General features: G+C 74.9%; 13 protein-coding genes. All 13 read left to right on the top strand.

The annotated features are described in order from the left end of the window. Window position 1: 1 nt before the first annotated feature. Entirely contained in the window at window positions 2-4612 is a 4611-nt protein-coding gene (locus ACFWPT_RS11005) for an amino acid adenylation domain-containing protein (protein WP_380481173.1), read from the top strand. Between the two features lie 55 nt (window positions 4613-4667). Next, window positions 4668-5441 (top strand): alpha/beta fold hydrolase, encoded by a 774-nt coding sequence (locus tag ACFWPT_RS11010; RefSeq protein ID WP_363375474.1) that lies wholly within the window; start codon window positions 4668-4670, stop codon window positions 5439-5441. Between the two features lie 261 nt (window positions 5442-5702). Further along, the gene (locus ACFWPT_RS11015) at window positions 5703-7247 is read left to right on the top strand and encodes a tryptophan halogenase family protein (RefSeq protein ID WP_079135958.1); all 1545 of its coding nucleotides are present in this window, start codon (window positions 5703-5705) and stop codon (window positions 7245-7247) included. A gap of 30 nt (window positions 7248-7277) precedes the next feature. Next, complete coding sequence (locus ACFWPT_RS11020) at window positions 7278-8540, top strand: cation:proton antiporter (RefSeq protein WP_380481177.1); 1263 nt, start codon at window positions 7278-7280, stop codon at window positions 8538-8540. After that, window positions 8537-9040: a flavin reductase family protein gene (locus tag ACFWPT_RS11025; protein ID WP_380434202.1), complete on the top strand. Its 504-nt coding sequence runs from the start codon at window positions 8537-8539 to the stop codon at window positions 9038-9040. Before ACFWPT_RS11020 ends, ACFWPT_RS11025 begins: the two co-directional genes overlap by 4 nt. Before the next feature lie 54 nt (window positions 9041-9094). Continuing rightward, window positions 9095-10798, top strand: a complete 1704-nt coding sequence (locus ACFWPT_RS11030; RefSeq protein ID WP_380481179.1) for a 2-isopropylmalate synthase — start codon at window positions 9095-9097, stop codon at window positions 10796-10798. A gap of 113 nt (window positions 10799-10911) precedes the next feature. Continuing rightward, window positions 10912-12333 (top strand): PLP-dependent aminotransferase family protein, encoded by a 1422-nt coding sequence (locus ACFWPT_RS11035; protein WP_350880968.1) that lies wholly within the window; start codon window positions 10912-10914, stop codon window positions 12331-12333. A 102-nt stretch (window positions 12334-12435) separates the two neighbouring features. After that, window positions 12436-13458, top strand: a complete 1023-nt coding sequence (locus ACFWPT_RS11040; RefSeq protein WP_380481182.1) for a 3-oxoacyl-ACP synthase — start codon at window positions 12436-12438, stop codon at window positions 13456-13458. Then, complete coding sequence (locus tag ACFWPT_RS11045) at window positions 13455-13736, top strand: phosphopantetheine-binding protein (RefSeq protein WP_079135959.1); 282 nt, start codon at window positions 13455-13457, stop codon at window positions 13734-13736. Before ACFWPT_RS11040 ends, ACFWPT_RS11045 begins: the two co-directional genes overlap by 4 nt. Next, on the top strand, window positions 13720-14883 hold the full coding sequence (locus tag ACFWPT_RS11050) for an acyl-CoA dehydrogenase family protein (protein WP_380481184.1): 1164 nt from the start codon (window positions 13720-13722) through the stop codon (window positions 14881-14883). The genes ACFWPT_RS11045 and ACFWPT_RS11050 overlap by 17 nt, the downstream gene beginning before the upstream one ends. Beyond that, window positions 14880-16100, top strand: coding sequence for an HAD-IIIC family phosphatase (locus tag ACFWPT_RS11055; protein ID WP_380373355.1), 1221 nt, complete (start codon window positions 14880-14882; stop codon window positions 16098-16100). The genes ACFWPT_RS11050 and ACFWPT_RS11055 overlap by 4 nt, the downstream gene beginning before the upstream one ends. Window positions 16101-16228: 128 nt before the next feature. Next, window positions 16229-17089, top strand: a complete 861-nt coding sequence (locus ACFWPT_RS11060; RefSeq protein WP_380373372.1) for a 3-hydroxyacyl-CoA dehydrogenase family protein — start codon at window positions 16229-16231, stop codon at window positions 17087-17089. Continuing rightward, window positions 17086-19056, top strand: coding sequence for a non-ribosomal peptide synthetase (locus ACFWPT_RS11065; RefSeq protein ID WP_380373357.1), 1971 nt, complete (start codon window positions 17086-17088; stop codon window positions 19054-19056). Before ACFWPT_RS11060 ends, ACFWPT_RS11065 begins: the two co-directional genes overlap by 4 nt.

Consider the following 19056-nt stretch of genomic DNA (forward strand, 5'->3'; position numbering starts at 1 on the left):
CATGAGTGAAACCCAGACGTCCACGTCCCGCGAGGACCGCATAGCGGCCCTGCCCGAGCACCTGCGGGCCCTGCTGCGGGACCGCCTGGCGGGCGCCGAGACGCCCGCCCCCGAGGCCGCCGCGAGCACCGCGCTGCGCCCCGCCGACCGCGACCGCCCGCTGCCGATGTCCTTCGCCCAGCAGCGGATGTGGTTCCTGTACGAGTTCGACCCGGAGTCGGTCGGCTACAACTCCTCCTTCGCGCTGCGGCTGCGCGGCGACCTCGACCGCGCCGCGCTGCAGGGCGCGCTGGCCGCCGTCGTCGACCGGCACGAGGCGCTGCGCACCACCTACGACCAGGTGGACGGCGTCCCGGTGCAGGTCCCGCACCCGAGCGTGGACATCCCGCTGCCGGTCGTGGAGGCCGGCGGCGGGACGCCCGAGGAGCGGGAGGAGGAACTGCTGCGACTGGTCCGCGAGGAGGCCGGCCGGCCCTTCGACCTGCGCACCGGCCCGGTGCTGCGGACCCTCCTCGTCCGGCTCTCCGACCGCGAGCACGTGCTCGTCCTGAGCATCCACCACATCGCGCACGACGGCTGGTCGCTGTCGATCGTCACCCGCGAGCTGGGCCAGTACTACGCGGCCGCGCTCCAGGGGCGCGAACCCGACCTGCCCGCGACGGGGCCGCAGTACGCGGACTACTCGGTGTGGCAGCGCGAGCGGGCCTCCGGCGGGCGGCTCGACGAGCAGCTCGACTACTGGCGCGAGCAGCTCGACGGCGTCCCCGTGCTGGAGCTGCCGACCGACCGGCAGCGCCCCGCCGTGCCCACCGGGGCGGGCGCCTTCCACGAGTTCAGCGTCCCGGCGGAGACCGTCGCCGGGCTGCGCGAGCTCACCGAGTCCGCCGCGGCGACGCTGTTCATGACGCTCACCGCGGCCACCCAGCTGCTGCTGGCCCGGCTCTCCCGGCAGGAGGACGTCGCGATCGGCACCCCGGTGGCCGGCCGCGACGAGCCCGAACTCGCCGACCTGGTCGGCCTGTTCCTCAACACCCTGGTGCTGCGCGCCCGGACCGGGCCGGGCCTGGGCTTCCGGGACTTCCTGGGCCAGGTCCGCGACACCGTGCTGGCCGGCTTCGACCACGCGGAGGTCCCGTTCGAGCGGGTGGTGGACGCCGTCCAGCCCGAGCGCGACCCCAGCCGGATGCCGCTCGCCCAGGTGCTCATCGTCCTGCAGAACGCCCCCGAGGCGACCCTCGACCTGCCCGGGCTGACCATGGAGCAGCTCGCCCTGCCGCAGGCGAGCACCGGCTTCGACCTCGTGGTGGCCTTCGAGGAGCGCCCCGACGGCAGCCTCTGGTCCGCCCTGGAGTACAGCACCGACCTGTACGACGAGGCCACGGTGCGCCGCTTCGCCGGCCACCTGACCACCCTGCTCGGCTCGATCGCCGCCGACCCCGACCAGGAGCTGGGCCGGCTCGACCTGCTCGACCCGAAGCAGCACAACCGGCTCACCGTGGACTGGGCCCGCAACCCGGTGGCCTTCCCCGAACAGGACCCGGTGCACCTGCTGGTGGCCAAGCGGGCCGCCGAACGCCCCGACGGCCTCGCGGTGGTGCGCGGCGACGAGCGCCTCAGCTACGCCGAACTCGACCGCCGGGCCGGGCTGTTGGCCGAGCTGCTGCGCTCCCGCGGCACCCGCCCCGGCGACGTCGTCGGCGTCTGCTGCGAGCGCGGCCCCGACCAGGTGGCCGCCACCCTCGCGGTGCTCAAGGCCGGCGCCGCCTTCCTGCCGCTGAACCCGCGCTTCCCGGCCGCCCGCCGGGAGCTGATGCTGGCCGAGACCGGCGCCCGGTTCGTCTTCACCGAACGCGCGCTGGCCGCCGACGCGGGCGAGTCCGCCGCCGAGCCGCTGATCCTGGAGGACCTGCGCCCGCAGCTCGACGCGCACACCGGCCCGGTGCCCGAGGGCGACCGGGTGGGGCCGGACGCGCTCGCCTACATCGTCTACACCTCCGGCTCCACCGGGACGCCCAAGGGCGTGCTGCTGGGCCACGGCGGCCTGACCAACGTCGTCAACGCCTCCCGGCTGATCGTCGGCACCGGCCCCGAGAACACGGTGACCCAGCTCTCCTCGCCCAGCTTCGACGGCGCGGTCTGGGAGACCTTCCTCGCCCTCGTCTCCGGCGCGGCGCTCGCCCTCCCGGCGAACGAGTCCGAGGCGCTGGGCAGCGAGCAGCTGCGCGCCATGGCGGGAGGCCGGCCCACCGTCCTCGCGCTGCCGCCCGCGGCCCTCGCGGCGGTCGAGCCCGAGGCGCTGCCCGCCGGCTCGGTGGTGCTCGCCGTCGGCGACCGGTGCCCGGTCGGCCTGGCCCGCAAGTGGTCGCGGGTCCACCGCTTCATCAACGGCTACGGCCCGACCGAGAACACCGTCGGCGCCACCATGTTCGAGGTCCAGGACGAGGAGGCCGGCAGCCGGCTGTCGATCGGCCGGCCGCTGCCCAACACCGAGGTCTACCTGCTGGACCCGCACGGCAACCCGGTGCCGCCCGCCGTCACCGGCGAGATCCACCTCGGCGGCCGCGGCGTCGCCCAGGGCTACCTGGGACGCCCGGAGCTGACCGAGCAGCGGTTCGTCCCGCACCCCTTCGCGGACGACCCCGGGGCCCGGCTCTACCGCACCGGCGACCTCGGCGCCTGGCTGCCCGACGGGCGGATCGACTTCCGCGGCCGGGCCGACGACCAGGTCAAGATCCGCGGCTTCCGGGTCGAGCCCGGCGAGATCGAGTCGGCCATGCAGCGCCACCCCGCGGTCGACCAGGCCGCCGTGGTGGTCCGTGAGAGCGACCGCGGCAAGCAGCTCGTCGGCTACCTGGTCGCCGCGCCCGGCCGCGACCGGGGCGAGGCGGTCCGCGAGGTCCGCGAGGCCCTGACCGAGGAACTGCCCGCCTTCATGGTGCCGGCCGCGCTGATCCCGATGGACGCGATGCCGCTCACCACCAACGGCAAGGTCGACCGGGACGCCCTGCCGGACGCCCGGGAGGCCCTGACCAGGGTCTCCACCCCGCCGAAGGGCCCGGTGGAGACGGCGCTGGCCGAGGTGTTCCGCTCGGTGCTGGGCATCGAGGACGTGGGCGCCGAGGACGACTTCTTCCTGCTCGGCGGCGACTCCATCCTCTCCACCCAGGTGGTCGCCCGGGCCCGCCAGGAGGGCCTGCACTTCACCGCCCGGGACCTCTTCCAGCACAAGACCGTCGCCGCGCTCGCCAAGGCCGCCGGGACGGGGGAGAGCGGGCCGGCCGAGGAGGACCCGTACGCCACCGGGCCCGTGCCGCTGACTGCCGTGCAGCAGTGGTTCTTCGAGCACCACACCGTCAACCCGGGCCACTTCAACCAGTCGCTGCTGTTCGAACTCGTCCCGGGCACCGACACCGAGGCCCTGCGCGCCGCCCTGGCCGCGCTGGTCAGGCAGCACGACATGCTGCGCGCCCGCTACACCCGCGACGCCGAGGGCGCCTGGTCCCAGGAGGTGGCGGCCGAGGCCGACGGCTGCTGGGACTTCCAGCGGCTCGACCTCGCCGGGGCGCCGGACGCCGAGGAGCGCGCCACCGAGGCGTTCCGGCAGGCCCAGAGCGGCCTGCGGCTGGCCGACGGGCCGCTGCTGCGCGCCGTCCTGGCCGACCTCGGGCCGGACCGCCCGGCCCGGCTGTTCCTCACCGCGCACCACCTGGTGGTCGACGGCGTCTCCTGGCGCATCCTGCTCGACGACCTGCGCTCCGCCTACGCCGACCTGGCGGCCGGCCGCCCCGCCAGGCCCGCCCCGCGCTCCACCTCCTTCGGCCAGTGGTCCCGCCGACTGCGCGAGCACGCCCTGACCGGCGGCTTCGACGACGAGCTGGCGCACTGGCGGTCGCTGCCCGAGCCCGCCGGGGAGCCCCTGGACACCGGCCTGTTCGGCGACCGCCGCACCGCGCGGCACACCCTGACCGGGGACGAGACGGAGGCGCTGCTGCGCCGGGTGCCCGGCGTGCTGCGCGCGCAGGTCCACGAGGTGCTGCTGACCGCCCTCGCCCAGGCGCTCGCCGCCCAGGGCCACGCCGGCGACGGCGGCACCGTGATCGACCTGGAGGGGCACGGCCGCGAGGAGATCCTGGACGGCGTCGACCTGTCCCGCACCGTCGGCTGGTTCACCACGATCTACCCGGTGCTGCTCGACGTGCCCGCGGAGCTGGCGCCGACCGCCGCCGTCCGGGTGGCCAAGCGCCGGCTGCGGGCCGTCCCGCGCCGCGGCATCGGCCACGGCGTCCTGCGGCTGGCGGCGGCCACCGAGGCCCGGGAGGACCTGCTGGTCCCCGCGCCCAAGGCCCGGATCGGCTTCAACTACCTCGGCCAGTGGGACAACCAGCTGCCCGAGGGGGACCGGCTGATCCTGCGCCACCTGGACCACGGCGGCGGCGACCACGAGCCGGGCGAGACCCGCACCTACGAGCTGGACGTCGCCGCCGCGGTCGAGGGCGGCCGGATGGAGCTGTCCTGCGTGTACGCGGGCGGCCGGTTCGACGAGGCGGCGGCCACCGCCCTGCTCCAGCGCATGCACGAGGCCCTGCGCGAGATCGTCCGGGCCTGCGGATGACCGGCCGGGCCGGTACGGACACGGCCCCGCGGGGCCGACGGAAGGAAGTGACCGTTTGAACGACGACCAACCCTGGCTGGTGATCCCCCGGCCGCGCCCGGAGGCGACCCGGCGGCTGGTCTGCCTGCCGCACGCCGGCGGCAGCGCGGGCTTCTACCGGCCCTGGGCCAACCACCTCTCGGCGGCCGTCGAACTCCAGCTCGTCCAGTACCCGGGGCGGGAGGAGCGGATCGAGGACCCCTTCGTCCAGGACGCCGCGACCCTGGTCGCCCAGCTGACGCAGGCGCTGCTGGAGACCGACCGCCCCGGTGTCGAGACGGTCGTCTTCGGCCACAGCATGGGCGCGCTGCTCGCGTACGAGACCGTGCAGTCCCTGCACGCGCAGGGCCTGCCGGTGGCCCGGCTGGTGCTCTCCGGCTACCCGCCGCCGCAGGCGCCGGCCGGCTCCGGCGACGGACCGGCCGGGCGGGCGCCGGCCCTGCCCCGCGGCGACGACGAGCTCCTCGCCACGGTCGCGGGCCACGGCGGGACCCAGATGTCGATCTTCGACGACCCGGACATCCGGGAGATGGTGCTGCCGATCCTGCGCAACGACTACCTGCTGATCGACTCCTACCGGCCCACCGCGCTGCGCCCGGTGGACTGCGGGGTCGTGGTGCTCACCGGGGACTCCGACGTCACGGTGAGCGTCGAGCGGGCCCGCGGCTGGGAGGCGCTGGCCGGCAAGGAGTTCGCGTTCCACGTGCTGCCCGGCGGGCACTTCTACCTGACCGCGCAGCGGGCCCGGGTCATCTCCCTGCTGCACGACTACCTGCTGGACGGTGGCTGAGCCGGCCCTGCCGGTCAGGCTCAGCCACTGCCGAACCCCCGCCGAATTCCGGCGAGTTCCGCCGAACAGATGGCACCCCCAACCATCGGGTGTCATCTGTTCGGCATGCCGGAAAACACCCGGCGAAGGCCGGGACGCGCTGGAGTGCGTGTTTCCGCTGAGGCTTAAAAGCCTGTTTTCCGGAGGCTCCGCTGCCGCAGGATTTCGAGCCATGGGACAGCCCGGGGCTCCGGGTTGAACGACCGGCTGAGAGGGTCAGGAATGCTGGGCAACGTCGTCATCGTCGGTGGTGGGACATCCGGTTGGATGACCGCCTCGTACCTGCGCGCCGCATTCGGCGATCGCATTTCCGTCACGCTGGTGGAATCCAAGCGAATCAAGTCCATCGGGGTCGGCGAGGCGACCTTCAGCACCGTCCGGCATTTCTTCAACTACCTGGGCCTGCCGGAGCACGTCTGGATGCCCAAGTGCAATGCCACCTACAAGCTGGGCATCCGATTCGAGAACTGGCGGCGCAAGGGCCACTACTTCTACCACCCCTTCGAGCGCCTCCGGGTCGTCGACGGCCTGCCGCTCACCGACTGGTGGCTGAACAGCCGCTCCGGCGACCGCTTCGACCAGGACGTGTTCCTGATGGCCGCGATCTGCGACGCCGAGAAGTCCCCGCGCTACCTCGACGGCACCCTCTTCGAGCAGGACTTCAAGGAGGGCGGCAACACGACCGAGCGCGACACCCTCACGGAGCAGGACACCCAGTTCCCGTACGCCTACCAGTTCGACGCCTCGCTGCTCGCCGACTTCCTCTCCGGGTACGCCACCGAGCGCGGCGCCAAGCACATCGAGGACGACGTCGTCGAGGTCGTCCAGGACGACCGCGGCTGGATCAGCGGCGTGCGCACCAAGGAGCACGGCCTGATCGAGGGCGACCTCTTCATCGACTGCACCGGCTTCCGCGGCCTGCTGATCAACCAGACCCTGGAGGAGCCGTTCAACTCCTTCCAGGACACCCTGCCCAACAACCGCGCGGTGGCGCTGCGCGTCCCGGTCGACATGGAGAAGCGCGGCCTGCGCCCCTGCACCACCGCCACCGCCTCGGACGCCGGCTGGATCTGGACCATCCCGCTGTTCGGCCGCATCGGCACCGGCTACGTCTACTCCGACGAGTACGCGACGCCCGAGGAGGCCGAGGCCACGCTGCGGGCCAAGGTCGGCCCGGAGTCGGAGGGCCTGGAGGCCAACCACATCAGGATGCGGATCGGCCGCACCCGCAACGCCTGGGTCAACAACTGCGTCGCCATCGGCCTGTCCAGCGGCTTCGTCGAGCCCCTGGAGTCGACCGGCATCTTCTTCATCCAGCAGGGCATCGAGGAACTGGTCAAGCACTTCCCGGACGCCAACTGGGACCCGGGGCTGCGCCGCTCCTACAACCGCATCGTCGGCAACACCATCGACGGCGTACGGGAGTTCCTCGTCCTGCACTACAAGGCCGCGGCCCGCGAGGACAACGCCTACTGGCGGGACGCCAAGACCCGGGTGATGCCCGACGGCCTGGCCGAGCGGATCGAGCTGTGGAAGGCCAAGCCTCCGACGGAGGCCACCATCTTCCCGCACTTCCACGGGTTCGAGTCCTACTCCTACCTGGCCATGCTGCTCGGCCTCGGCGGCATCGAGCTCAAGGCCCCGCCCGCACTCGCCCTGCAGGACGGCAGCCGCGCGGAGAAGGAGTTCCAGCTGCTGAGCGACCAGTCCGCCGAGCTCCTGAAGCGCCTGCCCAGCCAGTACGAGTACCTCGCCCAGATGCACTGACCCCTTCGGCGCCCCGAGAAAGGAGGCACCATGGACAGTCTTCCGTACGTACCGGCCGCGGTGACGCTCGCTCTGCTCGTCCCCGTGGCACTGCTCGGACGCCGGCTGGCGAAGCTGCTGCGGCAGCCGGAGATCGTCGGCGAGATCATGGCCTGCCTCCTGCTCGGGGCGCTGCTGGCGAGCCAGTGGCACTGGAAGCCGGCCACCATGGACGGCGGGGCCGTCCTGGAGAAGGCGGGCCACCTCGGCCTCGCGCTCTTCCTGGTGGGCGCCGTCCACGAGATCCGGGCCGGCGGCAGCCGGCTGGGCGGGCGCAGCATCGCACTGACCGCCGTGGGCTCGCTGCTGCTGCCGCTCGGCTGCGGCGTCGCGTTCGCCGCGTGGGTGCTGGCCGACGGCTCCCCGGCGCTGCGCGGCGGCGCCCCGGCCGGGGTGCTGGTCCTGATGCTGGCGATCGCGCTGGCGGTCACCGCCGTCCCGGTGCTGGCCGGCATCCTGGACGACCGCGGCATGCTCAACACCGCGATCGGCCGGCTCTGCATGGCGGTCGCGGTCTCCATCGACGCCGTCACCTGGTCGCTGCTGGCGATCGCGGTCGGCCTGGCGCACGGCGGCGGGAAGATCACCCCGTACCTGGTGTTCGTCGTCGGCCTGCTGGGCGCCTGGCTGATCCGCCGGGCCGGGGCCCTGCCCGGGCCCCGGGCCTGGGCCGAGCGGATCCCGGTGGCGGTGCCGATCGGGCTGACCGCCGCCGCGGCCGTGGCCGCGGCGCTGACCACCTCGCGGCTCGGCCTCACCGATGTGCTCGGCGCCGTCCTGGTCGCCCTGGCGCTGCCGGGCGACGACGGCGCGGGCCCCTGGACCAGGGCCGCCCACACCGTCGGCGGCTGGGGCCGGATCGTGCTGCCGCTGCTGTTCACGGTGACCGGCATGGGCCTCGCCTCGGCGCCGCTCAGCGTGTTCTCCTGGCAGGCCGTCGTCCTGTCCGTGGTGCTCGCGATCTTCGGCAAGCTGGTCGGCAGCTACTACGGCGCCCGGGCGGCCGGCCGGCCCCCGGTGGAGAGCATGCGGATCGCGGTGTTCCTCAACGCCCGCGGCCTGACCGAGCTCGCCGTCCTCCAGACGGGTTACCAGGCCGGGATCCTCACCCCGGCGCTCTTCCTCGCCCTCGTCGTGATGGCCCTGTTCACGACGGTGCTCAGCGGCCCGCTGCTGTGGGTCATCGACCGGCGCACGGCGAGCGTGGACGCGCCCCGGACCGCGGAGCCGGTCCCCTACCCAGTCGAGCGGTGAATCACGTGGAACTCGTCACCTCAACCCCCTCCGACTTCCGGACCTTCATGTCCGGCTTCCCGAGCGGCGTCGCCATCGTCACCTCGCTGGACGACGCCGGCCGGCCCTGGGGCATGACCTGCTCCGCCCTGTGCAGCGTCACCGTCGAACCGCCCACCCTGCTGGTCGGCATGCGGGCGGAGAGCCCGACCCTGAAGGCCGTGCTGCGCAGCGGCCAGTTCGCGGTGAACCTGCTGCACGCCGAGGGCCGCGGCACCGCCGAACTGTTCGCCTCCGGCGACCCGGACCGGTTCGACGCCACCACCTGGCGGCTGCCCCCCGGCGCGGGCGGACCCCACCTCGTCCACGACGCCCACGCGGTGGCCGACTGCCGGGTCAGCCAGCTGGTCCCCGTCGGCGGCCAGCGGATGGTCTTCGGCGAGGTCATCCGGATCACCGAGCTCAGCGACGCGTCGCCGCTGCTCTACGGGAGGAGACAGTTCAGCTCCTGGCCCGCCTAGCAGAGCTAGCAGAGCGTCCCCACAAGACGCCCAGACCACCGTTGTGGAGGAGAGATGACCGCTCAACCCACCGACGCGGACACGCCGCAGGGCACACCCGCCCGCGACCAGGGCATCCAGCGCCACAGCGCGATGCCGGTCCGGAAGTACCAGCCGTACCAGGCGGTCGGGCTGCCCGACCGCGGCTGGCCGGGCCGCCGCGCGGAACAGGCCCCGCTGTGGTGCAGCGTCGACCTGCGGGACGGCAACCAGGCCCTGACCGACCCCATGGACATCACCCGCAAGCGGCGGATGTTCGACCTGCTGGTCGCCATGGGGTTCAAGGAGATCGAGGTCGGCTTCCCCACCTCCTCGCAGGACGACCACGCCTTCCTCCGCCACCTCGTCGACACCGGCGCGATCCCGGACGACGTCGTCGTCCAGGTCATGACGCCGATCCGCGGCGACTTCATCGAACGCACCGTCAAGGCCCTGGAGGGCGTGCCCCGCGCCGTCCTCCAGATCTTCAACCCGACCTCGGAGGTCCAGCGCCGCCTGGTCTTCCGCAAGGACCGCCGGCAGACCACCGCCATGGCGCTCGACGGGGCCGAACAGGCCCTCAAACTCCAGGACTCGATCCCCGGCACGGAGATCTACCTCCAGTACGCGCCGGAGTCCTACACCCAGACCGAGCCGGACTACGCGCTCGAACTCTGCAACGCCGTCCTCGACTTCTGGGCCCCGCGGGCCGCGCACACGCTGCGGATCAACCTGCCCTCCACCGTCGAGGTGTTCCCGCCGCAGGAGTTCGCCGACCGGATCGAGTACACCCACCGCAACCTGCTCCACCGCGAGCGCACCATCCTCAGCGTGCACCCGCACAACGACCGCGGCAGCGGCGTCGCCGCCGCCGAACTCGCCGTCCTCGCCGGGGCCGACCGGGTCGAGGGCACCCTGTTCGGCAACGGCGAGCGCTCCGGCAACGTCTGTCTGGTCACCCTGGCCATGAACCTGTTCTCCCAGGGCGTCGACCCGATGCTGGACCTGAGCGACATCGACGGCATCCGCCGCATCGTCGAGAGCTGCAACCAGATGCCCGTCCCCGCCCGCCACCCGTGGGCCGGCGACTTCGTCTACACCTCCTTCGCCGGCTCCCACCAGGACGCCATCGCCAAGGGCCTGCGCGCCCGCGAGGAGTCCGGGCAGGAGGTCTGGGACGTGCCGTACCTGCCGATCGACCCGCGCGACATCGGCCGCGACTACCAGGCGCTGATCCGGATCAACACCCAGTCCGGCAAGGGCGGCATCGCCCACCTGCTGCGCACCGAGTACGGCATCGAGCTGCCGCGCCGCCTCCAGATCGACTTCGCCGCCGAGATGCAGGCGGTCTGCGAGGAGATCGGCGGCGAGATCACCGGCGACCAGCTGTGGGAGCACTTCGTCGAACGGTACGTGGCGCTGGGCACCGAGACCGTGCCCGGCCTGCCGGAGCCGGAGCCGCTGGCGGCGGAGCCCGGCGACACCCGCTGGAGCGGGGCCACCGCCGAGGCGGTGGCCGGCTACGGGCTCGACGCCGTCATCCAGGGCCTCGTCGTGGAGCGGGCGGGCGCACCGCTGAACGCGGTCACCGCCGCCTTCGAGATCGTCGTGGACTCCCACTCCTACTGGGGGGTCGGCATCGCCGAGGAGGAGGGCACGGCCGTAGGCCGGGCCGTCCGGGTCGCGTGCCTGCGGGCGCTGCTGGACACCGAGCGGTCCGGTCTGTCCGAGGCCCGCTAGGGCCGGCGGGCTGAGCAGGTCCGCAGGTCCGGAGGGCTGAACAGGGCCGACGGGCCGGACAGGTCCGCAGGGCTCAACAGGGCCGCCGTGGGCGGGGGAGGGAGGAGCCGAACATGCCCTGGAACACCTTGATCGACGTGGCACGGGAGGACGTGCTCCCGCTGACCGCCCAGATCCGGGACGGCATCAAGCGGGAGATCGCCGAGGGGGCGCTGCACCCCGGCACCCGGCTGCCGTCGAGCCGTCAGCTCGCCGAGGACCTCCGGGTGTCCCGCAGCGTCGTCGTCGAGGCCTACGGGCAACTCGTCGCCGGCGGCTACCTGGAGGCCACCCGGGGATCGGGCACCCGGGTCGCCACCCACCTGGACCGGGGCACCCGGATGCCGACCCTGCTCGGCGACGCCCGCCCCGCCCCGGTGATCCGCTGGGACCTGCGGGCCGGCGGCGCCGACGCCTCCGCCTTCCCCCAGCGCGAGTGGCTGGCCGCCTACCAGCGGGCCGCGCGCCGGCTCGGCCCGCGCGACCTCGGGTACCCGCCGGTGTCCGGCGTCCCGGCGCTGCGCGCCGAACTCGCCCGCTACCTCGGGCGGGCGCGCGGCGTGCACACCACCCCCGAGCACGTCATGGTGGTCTCCGGGTTCGCCCAGACGCTCGGCCTGGTCTGCGCCACGCTGCCCCGCACCGGCCTCGGCGCGCTCGCCGTCGAGGACCCGTGCCACCCGCAGCAGCGCCAGTTCATCGTCGAGTCGGGACTGGACTGCCCGTCCGTCCCGGTCGACGAGCACGGCATCGACGTGGCCGCGCTCGCCCGCACCGGCGCCCGCGCGGTGCTGGTCACCCCCGCCCACCAGTTCCCCACCGGCGCCGTGCTCAGCGCCGAGCGGCGGGCCGCCCTGGTCCGCTGGGCGGAGGACGTGGACGGCTGGATCATCGAGGACGACTACGACGGCGACCTCTGGCTGGACCACGGCCGCCGGCCCACCGCGCTGCAACGGCTGTCCCCCTCCCGGGTGCTCTACGCGGGCACCGCGAGCAAGTCGCTGGCCTCCGGGATGCGGCTGGGCTGGCTGGTCGCCCCGCCCCGGCTGCGCCGCCGTCTGGAGGAGGTCCGCTCCCAACGGGACCTCGGCTGCGACGTGTTCACCCAGCACGCGTTCGCCGAACTGCTGGACGGCGGCGAACTCGACCGGCACCTGCGGCGCCAGCGCGAACGGCTGCGGGCCCGCCGCGAGGTCTTCCACGAGGCCGTGCGGCGCCGGCTGCCCGGGGCCAGGATCGTGGGCGCCTTCGCCGGCCTGCACGCCTACGTCCAGCTCCCGCACCGGGTGGACGAGGCCGCGCTGGTCGCCCGGGCGCTGCGCCGCTCGGTGCTGGTGCGCGGCGGCCGCTCGTACCACCACCGGTCCTGGCAGTCCGGGCCGGCCCTGGTGGTGGGGTACGCCGGGGTGCCCCGCAGCGGCGTCGCCGAGGCGGTGCGGGAACTGGGGGAGGCCTACGCCGAGTCGGCGGCGGACGGCTGCCTGCGCAGTGCCTGAGCCGCGCCCCGGCTTTGCCCGGAATGCGGCCGGGGCGGCACCGAGAGACGGCCGGACGCCCGGACGGACAGCGGACAGACAGCGGAGAGTCGAGGACACGGCATGGTGACGACGAGGACGGGTGGCGCCCCCGCGCCGCTCGCGGTGCGCGAGGCGGCCTGGCACCTGCCGGAGCAGCGGGTGCCGGTCGGCGAGCTGCCCGAACTGGCGGGCCTGGACGGCGAGCGCAGAACCACGCTGGCCGGCCTGGGCATCGACACCGTGGCCGTCGACCGCGAGCTCGGCCCGACCGGGCTGGCCGAGCGGGCGGCCCGCAGCGCGCTGGCCGGCGCCGGGCTCGCCGCCCAGGACCTGGACGCCCTGATCGTCGTCGACTCCCGGGCCCCCGAGACCCTGCTCAGCTCCGAGGCGACCAGGCTCCAGGCCCGGCTCGGCGCCGACCGGGCCGTCACCTTCGGCGTCGGCGGCCTCGGCTGCGTCTCGCTCGGCCCGGCCCTGCTCGCCGCCCGCGGACTGCTCGCCGCCGACCCCGACGTCCGGCACGTCCTGGTCGCCCACGCCTCCACCCCGGCCACCCCCGGCCGCTACCGGCACCCCGTCACCGTCAACGGGGACGCCGGGCAGGCCCTGCTGCTCGCCCGCACCGGCCCGGTGCGGGTGCTCGACCTGGTCCAGGAGACCAACGGCGCGTACTGGGACCTCTTCCGGGTGGACTACCGGGACCGCCCCTGGGAGAGCTGGCAGGAGGAGTGCCGGGACCTGCCCGGCTACTCCTTCCGGCTCGCGGTGGAGACCAGGAACCGGCTCACCGCGCTCCTGGAGCGGCTGCTCAAGCGGCACGGCCTCGACCGCGCCGACGTCGCCGGCTACGCCAGCCAGAACCTCTCGGCGGGCGGACTGCGCTTCCTGGCGGAGTCGCTGGGCGTCGACCTCCTGCCGGAGTGCCGGGAGAACCTGGCCCGGTACGGCCACCTGGGGCCGAACGACGTCTTCCTCAACCTCTGGACGGCGCTGGCGAACGGGCGGCTGGCCGAGGGCGACCGGGTCGTCCTGGTCAACGTCAGCCCGGTGGCGGCCTGGAACCTGCTGCTGGTGGAAATCGGACCCTGGGAGAGCACCGCGTGACCGACACGGCAATCGAGATACGGGAGTTCCTGACCGTCGCACTGCGCCGGCCGGTGGCGCCGGACGAGGACTACTTCGCACTGGGGCTCGCGGACTCGCTGTTCGCGCTGGAGCTCGTGGTCTTCGTCGAGGAGCGGTTCGACATCCGGATCGAGGTGGACGACCTCGACCTGGACTCCTTCCGCACCGCCGAGCGGATCGCCGCGCTGGTCGAGCGCAAGCGGGCCGGCCTGGGCACGGGCGAGGAGACGGGGGCCGGCTGTGCCGCCCACGGCTAGCGAGACCAGGCCGTCCGCCCCGTCCGACCTGGGGGCTTCGGCGGTCGGCGCCGCGGCCGAGCTGGCCGCCGCCGTCCGCGACGAGGCCGCCCGCTGGGACGAGCAGGGCGCGCTGCCCGACGAGGCCGTCCGCGCGGTGGCCGCCGCCGGGCTGCTCGGCCTCGACCTGCCCGCCCGCCACGGCGGCGCCGGCGCCACCCCGGCCCAGCTGGGCGAGGCCGTCGCGCACCTGGGCGGCGTCTGCGGCGCCCTGCGCGCGCTGCTCACCGTCCAGGGCATGACGGCCGCGGCGCTGCTGCGCTGGGGCGGCGAGGAGCAGCGCGCGCGGTGGCTGCCCGCGCTGGCCTCCGGCGAACGCCTGGCCGGCTTCGCCGCCACCGAACGGGAGGCCGGCAGCGCGCTCGCCGAGGTCGGCACGCGGATCGAGGACGACGGCGAACGGCTGGTCGTCACCGGCGCCAAGCGCTGGGTGACCTTCGGGCAGAGCGCCGACGTGTTCCTGGTGCTGGGGCGCACCGACGCCGGCCCGACGGCCGTCCTGGTGGAGGCCGACCGGCCCGGGATCGTCCGCGAGCCCGTCAGCGGCCAACTCGGCCTGCGCGCCGCGCGGATCGCCCACCTCACCTTCGACCGGGTGCGGGTGCCCCGGGAGAACCTGGTGGCGCCGCCCGGGCTGGGCCTGACCCACACCGCCGCCGTGGCGCTGGACCACGGCCGGTTCACGGTGGCCTGGGGCTGCGTCGGCATGGCGGAGGCCTGCCTGGCCGACGCCGCCGAGCACGCCACGCGCCGGGTCCAGGGCGGCGTGCCGCTGGCCGGGCACCAGCTGGTGCGCTCGCTGCTCGCCCGCTCCGCCGTCGACACGGCGGCCGCCCGGGCGCTGGCCGAGCGGGCCGCCGAGGCCAGGGCCGGCTCGCCGCTGGGCGCCGCCACCGAGACCGTGGTCGCCAAGTACGCGGCGGCCGGGGCGGCGAAGGCGGTCGCCGACCGGGCCGTCCAGATCCTCGGCTCGGCGGGCTGCGAGCCCGGCGTCCGGGCCGGCCGGTTCTACCGGGACGCCAAGGTGATGGAGATCATCGAGGGCAGCCCGCAGGTCGCCGAACTGCACATCGCCGACCGCCTGTTGCGTCAGGGGGTGCGCCGATGACCGGGCCGCAGCCGGGGCCGCAGCGGAGTGGGGCGGAGGAGAGCAGGCCGCAGCGGAGTGGGGCGGAGCCGAGTAGGGCGGAGCCGACCGTCAAGGTCCTGGTCTGGGACCTCGACGACACCCTCTGGGACGGCACCGTGCTGGAGGGCGACGATCCGGTGCCGTTCCCCGCCGCGACCGCCGCCCTGCGGGCGCTGGACGAGCGCGGCGTCCTGCACGCCGTCGCCAGCCGGAGCGACCGGGCCGTCGCCACCGCACACCTGGAACGGCTCGGGCTGCACGAGCTGTTCACCGTGCTGGAGATCGGCTGGGGGCCCAAGTCGGGCGCGGTGCGCCGGATCGCCGAGGCCATCGGCATCGGGCTGGACACCGTGGCCTTCGTCGACAACGATCCGGTCGAGCGCGCCGAGGTGGCCGCCGCCCACCCCGTGGTGCGCTGCTACCCGGCCGAGCAGGTCGCCGCGCTGGCCGAACTGCCGGAGTTCCGGCCCGAGTTCGTCACCGCCGACGCCCGCGAACGCCGGCTGCGCTACCGCGGCGAGGCGCTCCGCACCCAGGCCCGGGAGGATCACCAGGGCACCCCCGAGGAGTTCCTCGCCTCTCTGGAACTGGAGTTGACGATCCGTCAGGCCGGTCCGGACGACCTCGCCCGCGCCCACGAGCTCACCGTCCGCACCCACCAGCTCAACACCACCGGCCGGACCTACGGCCTGACGGAGCTGCGCGCCCTGTGCGACTCGCCCGACCACCGGGTGCTGGTCGCCGAACTGACCGACCGGTTCGGCGACTACGGCACCATCGGCCTCGCGCTGAGCGAGCGGACCGGGCACCGGGAAGGCGACGGCCCGGCCGGGCCGGCCGAGGTGCTGCGGCTGCTCCTGCTGTCCTGCCGGGTGATGTCCCGGGGCATCGGGCCGGCGCTGATCGGGCACGTCGTGCGCGCGGCGCTCGCCGAAGGGCGCCGCCCGCTGGCCGAGTTCGTGCCCACCGACGTCAACCGGGTGATGCTGGTGAACCTCCGGTTCGCCGGGTTCACCGTGGTGGGCCAGGAGGGGGAGGGGCGGCTGCTGCTCGGCTACCCGCCCGCCGCTCCGCCGCCCTCGCCGCCGGGCCACCTGCGTCTGATCACCCCCGAGGCCCCCTCCGCTCCCGAGGCCCCCGAGGCGCCCAACGCCCCTGCCGCCCTTGAGGCCCCCGAGGCCCGGAACCGGCCGTGACCGGGCCGCAATCCGTCGTGACCAGGAAGGACACCGTGCACCCGCAAGACACCCAGAACCGCGAGGCAGGCGAGGCCCGGGCGGCCCGCACCGACCGGATCCCGGTCGGGATCGTCGGCGCCGGCACGATGGGCACCGCCGTCGCCCAGGTCTTCGCCGCGGCCGGGCACCCCGTGGTGGTGGTCGACCGGCAGCGGGCCGCCCTCGACGCCGGCCCCGGCCGGCTGCGGGACGGCCTGCGCGCCGCGCGGCTGCTCGGCCGCCGCCCGGCCCCCGGTGGGGCTCGTGCCGAGACCCCCGGCGAGGCCCGCCCCTCGGCGGCGGAGACCGTCGAACTGGTCGACTGGACGGACGAGTTCGGGCGGCTGGCGGCGGCCGGCTTCGTGGTGGAGTGCGCCTCCGAGCGGCTGGCCGTCAAGGAGCAGGTGCTCCGGGAGCTCGACCGGGTCTGCGCCCCCGCCGCGGTGTTCGCCTCCTGCACCTCGGCGATCCCGGTCGAGCGGCTCGCCTCCTACACCGACCGGGCCGACCGGGTGCTCGCCACGCACTTCATGAACCCCGCGTACCTCAAGGAGGCGGTCGAGGTGGTGCGCGGCCCGGCCACCACCGCCCGGACGCTGGAGACCACCCTCGCCCTGCTCGCCGGGGTCGGCCGCCGCGCCCACGTCGTCCGCGACTCGCCGGGCTTCGTCTCCAACCGGGTGCTGATGCCGATGGTCAACGACGCGGCCGCCCGGGTGCAGGAGGGCGTGGCCGACGCGGAGACCGTCGACCTGATCTTCCAGGAGTGCTTCGGCCACGCCATGGGCCCGCTGCGCACGGCGGACCTGATCGGGCTCGACACCATCGTGGACACCCTCGACGTCCTGCTGGAGACCACCGGCGACGAACGGTTCCGGCCCTGCGACCTGCTGCTCGACCTGGTGCGGCGCGGACACTTCGGCCGCAAGACCGGGCTGGGCTTCCACGCCTACGGGACCCGCCCGTGACCGCCGGCCGTCCGGCCATCGACGTGCTCGACCTGATCCGGGAACGGGTCCGCGCGCTGCCCGACCGGACCGCCGTGGTGGTCGGCGAGCAGAGTCTGACGTATCGTCAACTCGATGTCGAAACCAAGGCGTTGGCCGATCGGCTGGCCGCTGCCGGGGCCGCCCCCGGCCGGCTCGTCCTGATCCACCGCCGCCAGGGCGTGCGCACCGTCGTCGGCATGCTGGCCGCGCTGCGGCTGGGCGCCGCCTGGTGCGTCCTGGAACCCGATCGCCCCGCCGCGATGGTGCGCGCCCTGCTGCGCGACAGCGGCTGCGCCGTCCTGGTGTACGACGACGGCGACCCGGCCACCCCGCCCGCCGCCGTGCGGGAGCTGACGGCCGGCTGCGGGCAGCCCGTCACGGCGGTGGCCGAGAGCGGACCGGCCCCTGCTCCGGCGGTGGCCGCTGGCCGGTCGGACGCCGTGGTGCCCCCGACCGCACCGGCCTACGCCGTCACCACCTCCGGGACCACCGGGGAGCCCAAGGCCGTCCTGGTCTCCCGCGGCGCGCTCGCCCACCTGGTCGCCTCCCGCGCCGAGGACCCCGCCGCGACCACCTTCACCGCCTCCCGGCTCTCCTGGGACGCGCCGCTGCTGATGCTGTTCCACACGCTCTGCGGCGGCGGCACGGCGGTGCTGCCCGACGAACGGGCCCTGCCCGACCCGGAGGCCGCCGCCGCGCTGATCCGCCGCCACCGGGTCGAGGTGGCGGTCGGCCCGCCCTCGTTCCACCTGCTGGTGCTGCCCCACCTGGCCGGCGCCGACGCCCACCTGCGGCAGTGGATCGTCGGCGGGGAGGCGCTGTCGGCAGCGCAGGCCGAGCGGCACCGGGCCGTCCTGCCCGGCACCCGGCTGGTCAACGAGTACGGCGCCACCGAGACCACCGTCACCGTGCTCGCCCAGCCGGTCACGCCCGCGCCGCTCGACCCCGTCCCGATCGGGCGGTCCACCCCGGGCAACCGGATCCACCTGCTGGACGAGCGGCTCGCCCCGGTCGGCCCCGGGCGGACCGGCGAGCTGTACGTGGCCGGGCCGCAGGTCGCCGAGGGCTACGCCGGGCGCCCGGCCGACACTGCGCTGCGCTTCCTCCCCGACCCCTTCGCCACCACCCCCGGCGCCCGGATGTACCGCACCGGGGACCTCGCCTCCGCCGACCCCACCGGGGCGCTGGTGTTCCGCGGCCGGGCCGACGGGCAGCTCAAGGTGCGCGGCGTCCGGGTCGAACGCGAGGCCGTCGAAGCGGCGCTGGAGCGCCACCCCGCCGTCCGGCAGGCCGCCGTCCTCGCCGTGACCGGCCCCGACGGCGCCACCGCGCTGGCCGCGTGCTGGCTCCCCGCCGACCCCGCCGCCCCCGTGCCGGACACCGCCGAACTGCTGGCGCACTGCACCGCCCTGCTCGGCGGCCAGGCCCGGCCGGAGCGCTTCGTCCGGGTGGCCGGCTTCCCGCTCGCGCCGTCCGGCAAGACCGACCTCCAGGCGCTGCGCGCCCTGCTCGCCGAAGACCCCGAAGACCCCGGCGAGCCCGGCGGGCCGGACGGTCTCTGCGGCCGCGACGAGCCCGGCGGACGCGACGAGCCCGCCGGGGCGGACGGCGCCCCGCAGCTCGTGACGCGCTACTGGACCGAGGTCCTCGGGCACGGCGACTTCGGACCGGACGACGACTTCTTCGCCGTCGGCGGCAACTCGCACCGGATCGTCGAACTCCACCTGCGCCTCGAAGGCCGCTGGCCCGGCGCCGTCCGCGTCGGCCGGCTCTTCGACCTGCGCACCGTCGCCGAGCAGGCCGCGGCCGTCGCCCCGGAGGCCGCCACCCCGGAGGCGGCCACCCGGGATCCCGCCACCCCGGAGGCCGCCACCCGGGAGCCCGTCGCCCCGGCGGCCGGACCGCCCACGGGCGGCGCCCGGCCCGACGCCGCGTACGAAGTCTGA

Source organism: Kitasatospora sp. NPDC058478 (assembly GCF_042720345.1).
Classification (GTDB): domain Bacteria; phylum Actinomycetota; class Actinomycetes; order Streptomycetales; family Streptomycetaceae; genus Kitasatospora.

Bases quoted from the DNA above. Each gene is read 5' to 3' on its own strand.
- ACFWPT_RS11005 (WP_380481173.1), top strand. From the start codon at position 2: ATGAGTGAAACCCAGACGTCCACGTCCCGCGAGGACCGCATAGCGGCC.
- ACFWPT_RS11015 (WP_079135958.1), top strand. From the start codon at position 5,703: ATGCTGGGCAACGTCGTCATCGTCGGTGGTGGGACATCCGGTTGGATG.
- ACFWPT_RS11020 (WP_380481177.1), top strand. From the start codon at position 7,278: ATGGACAGTCTTCCGTACGTACCGGCCGCGGTGACGCTCGCTCTGCTC.
- ACFWPT_RS11030 (WP_380481179.1), top strand. From the start codon at position 9,095: ATGACCGCTCAACCCACCGACGCGGACACGCCGCAGGGCACACCCGCC.
- ACFWPT_RS11035 (WP_350880968.1), top strand. From the start codon at position 10,912: ATGCCCTGGAACACCTTGATCGACGTGGCACGGGAGGACGTGCTCCCG.
- ACFWPT_RS11040 (WP_380481182.1), top strand. From the start codon at position 12,436: ATGGTGACGACGAGGACGGGTGGCGCCCCCGCGCCGCTCGCGGTGCGC.
- ACFWPT_RS11055 (WP_380373355.1), top strand. From the start codon at position 14,880: ATGACCGGGCCGCAGCCGGGGCCGCAGCGGAGTGGGGCGGAGGAGAGC.
- ACFWPT_RS11060 (WP_380373372.1), top strand. From the start codon at position 16,229: ATGGGCACCGCCGTCGCCCAGGTCTTCGCCGCGGCCGGGCACCCCGTG.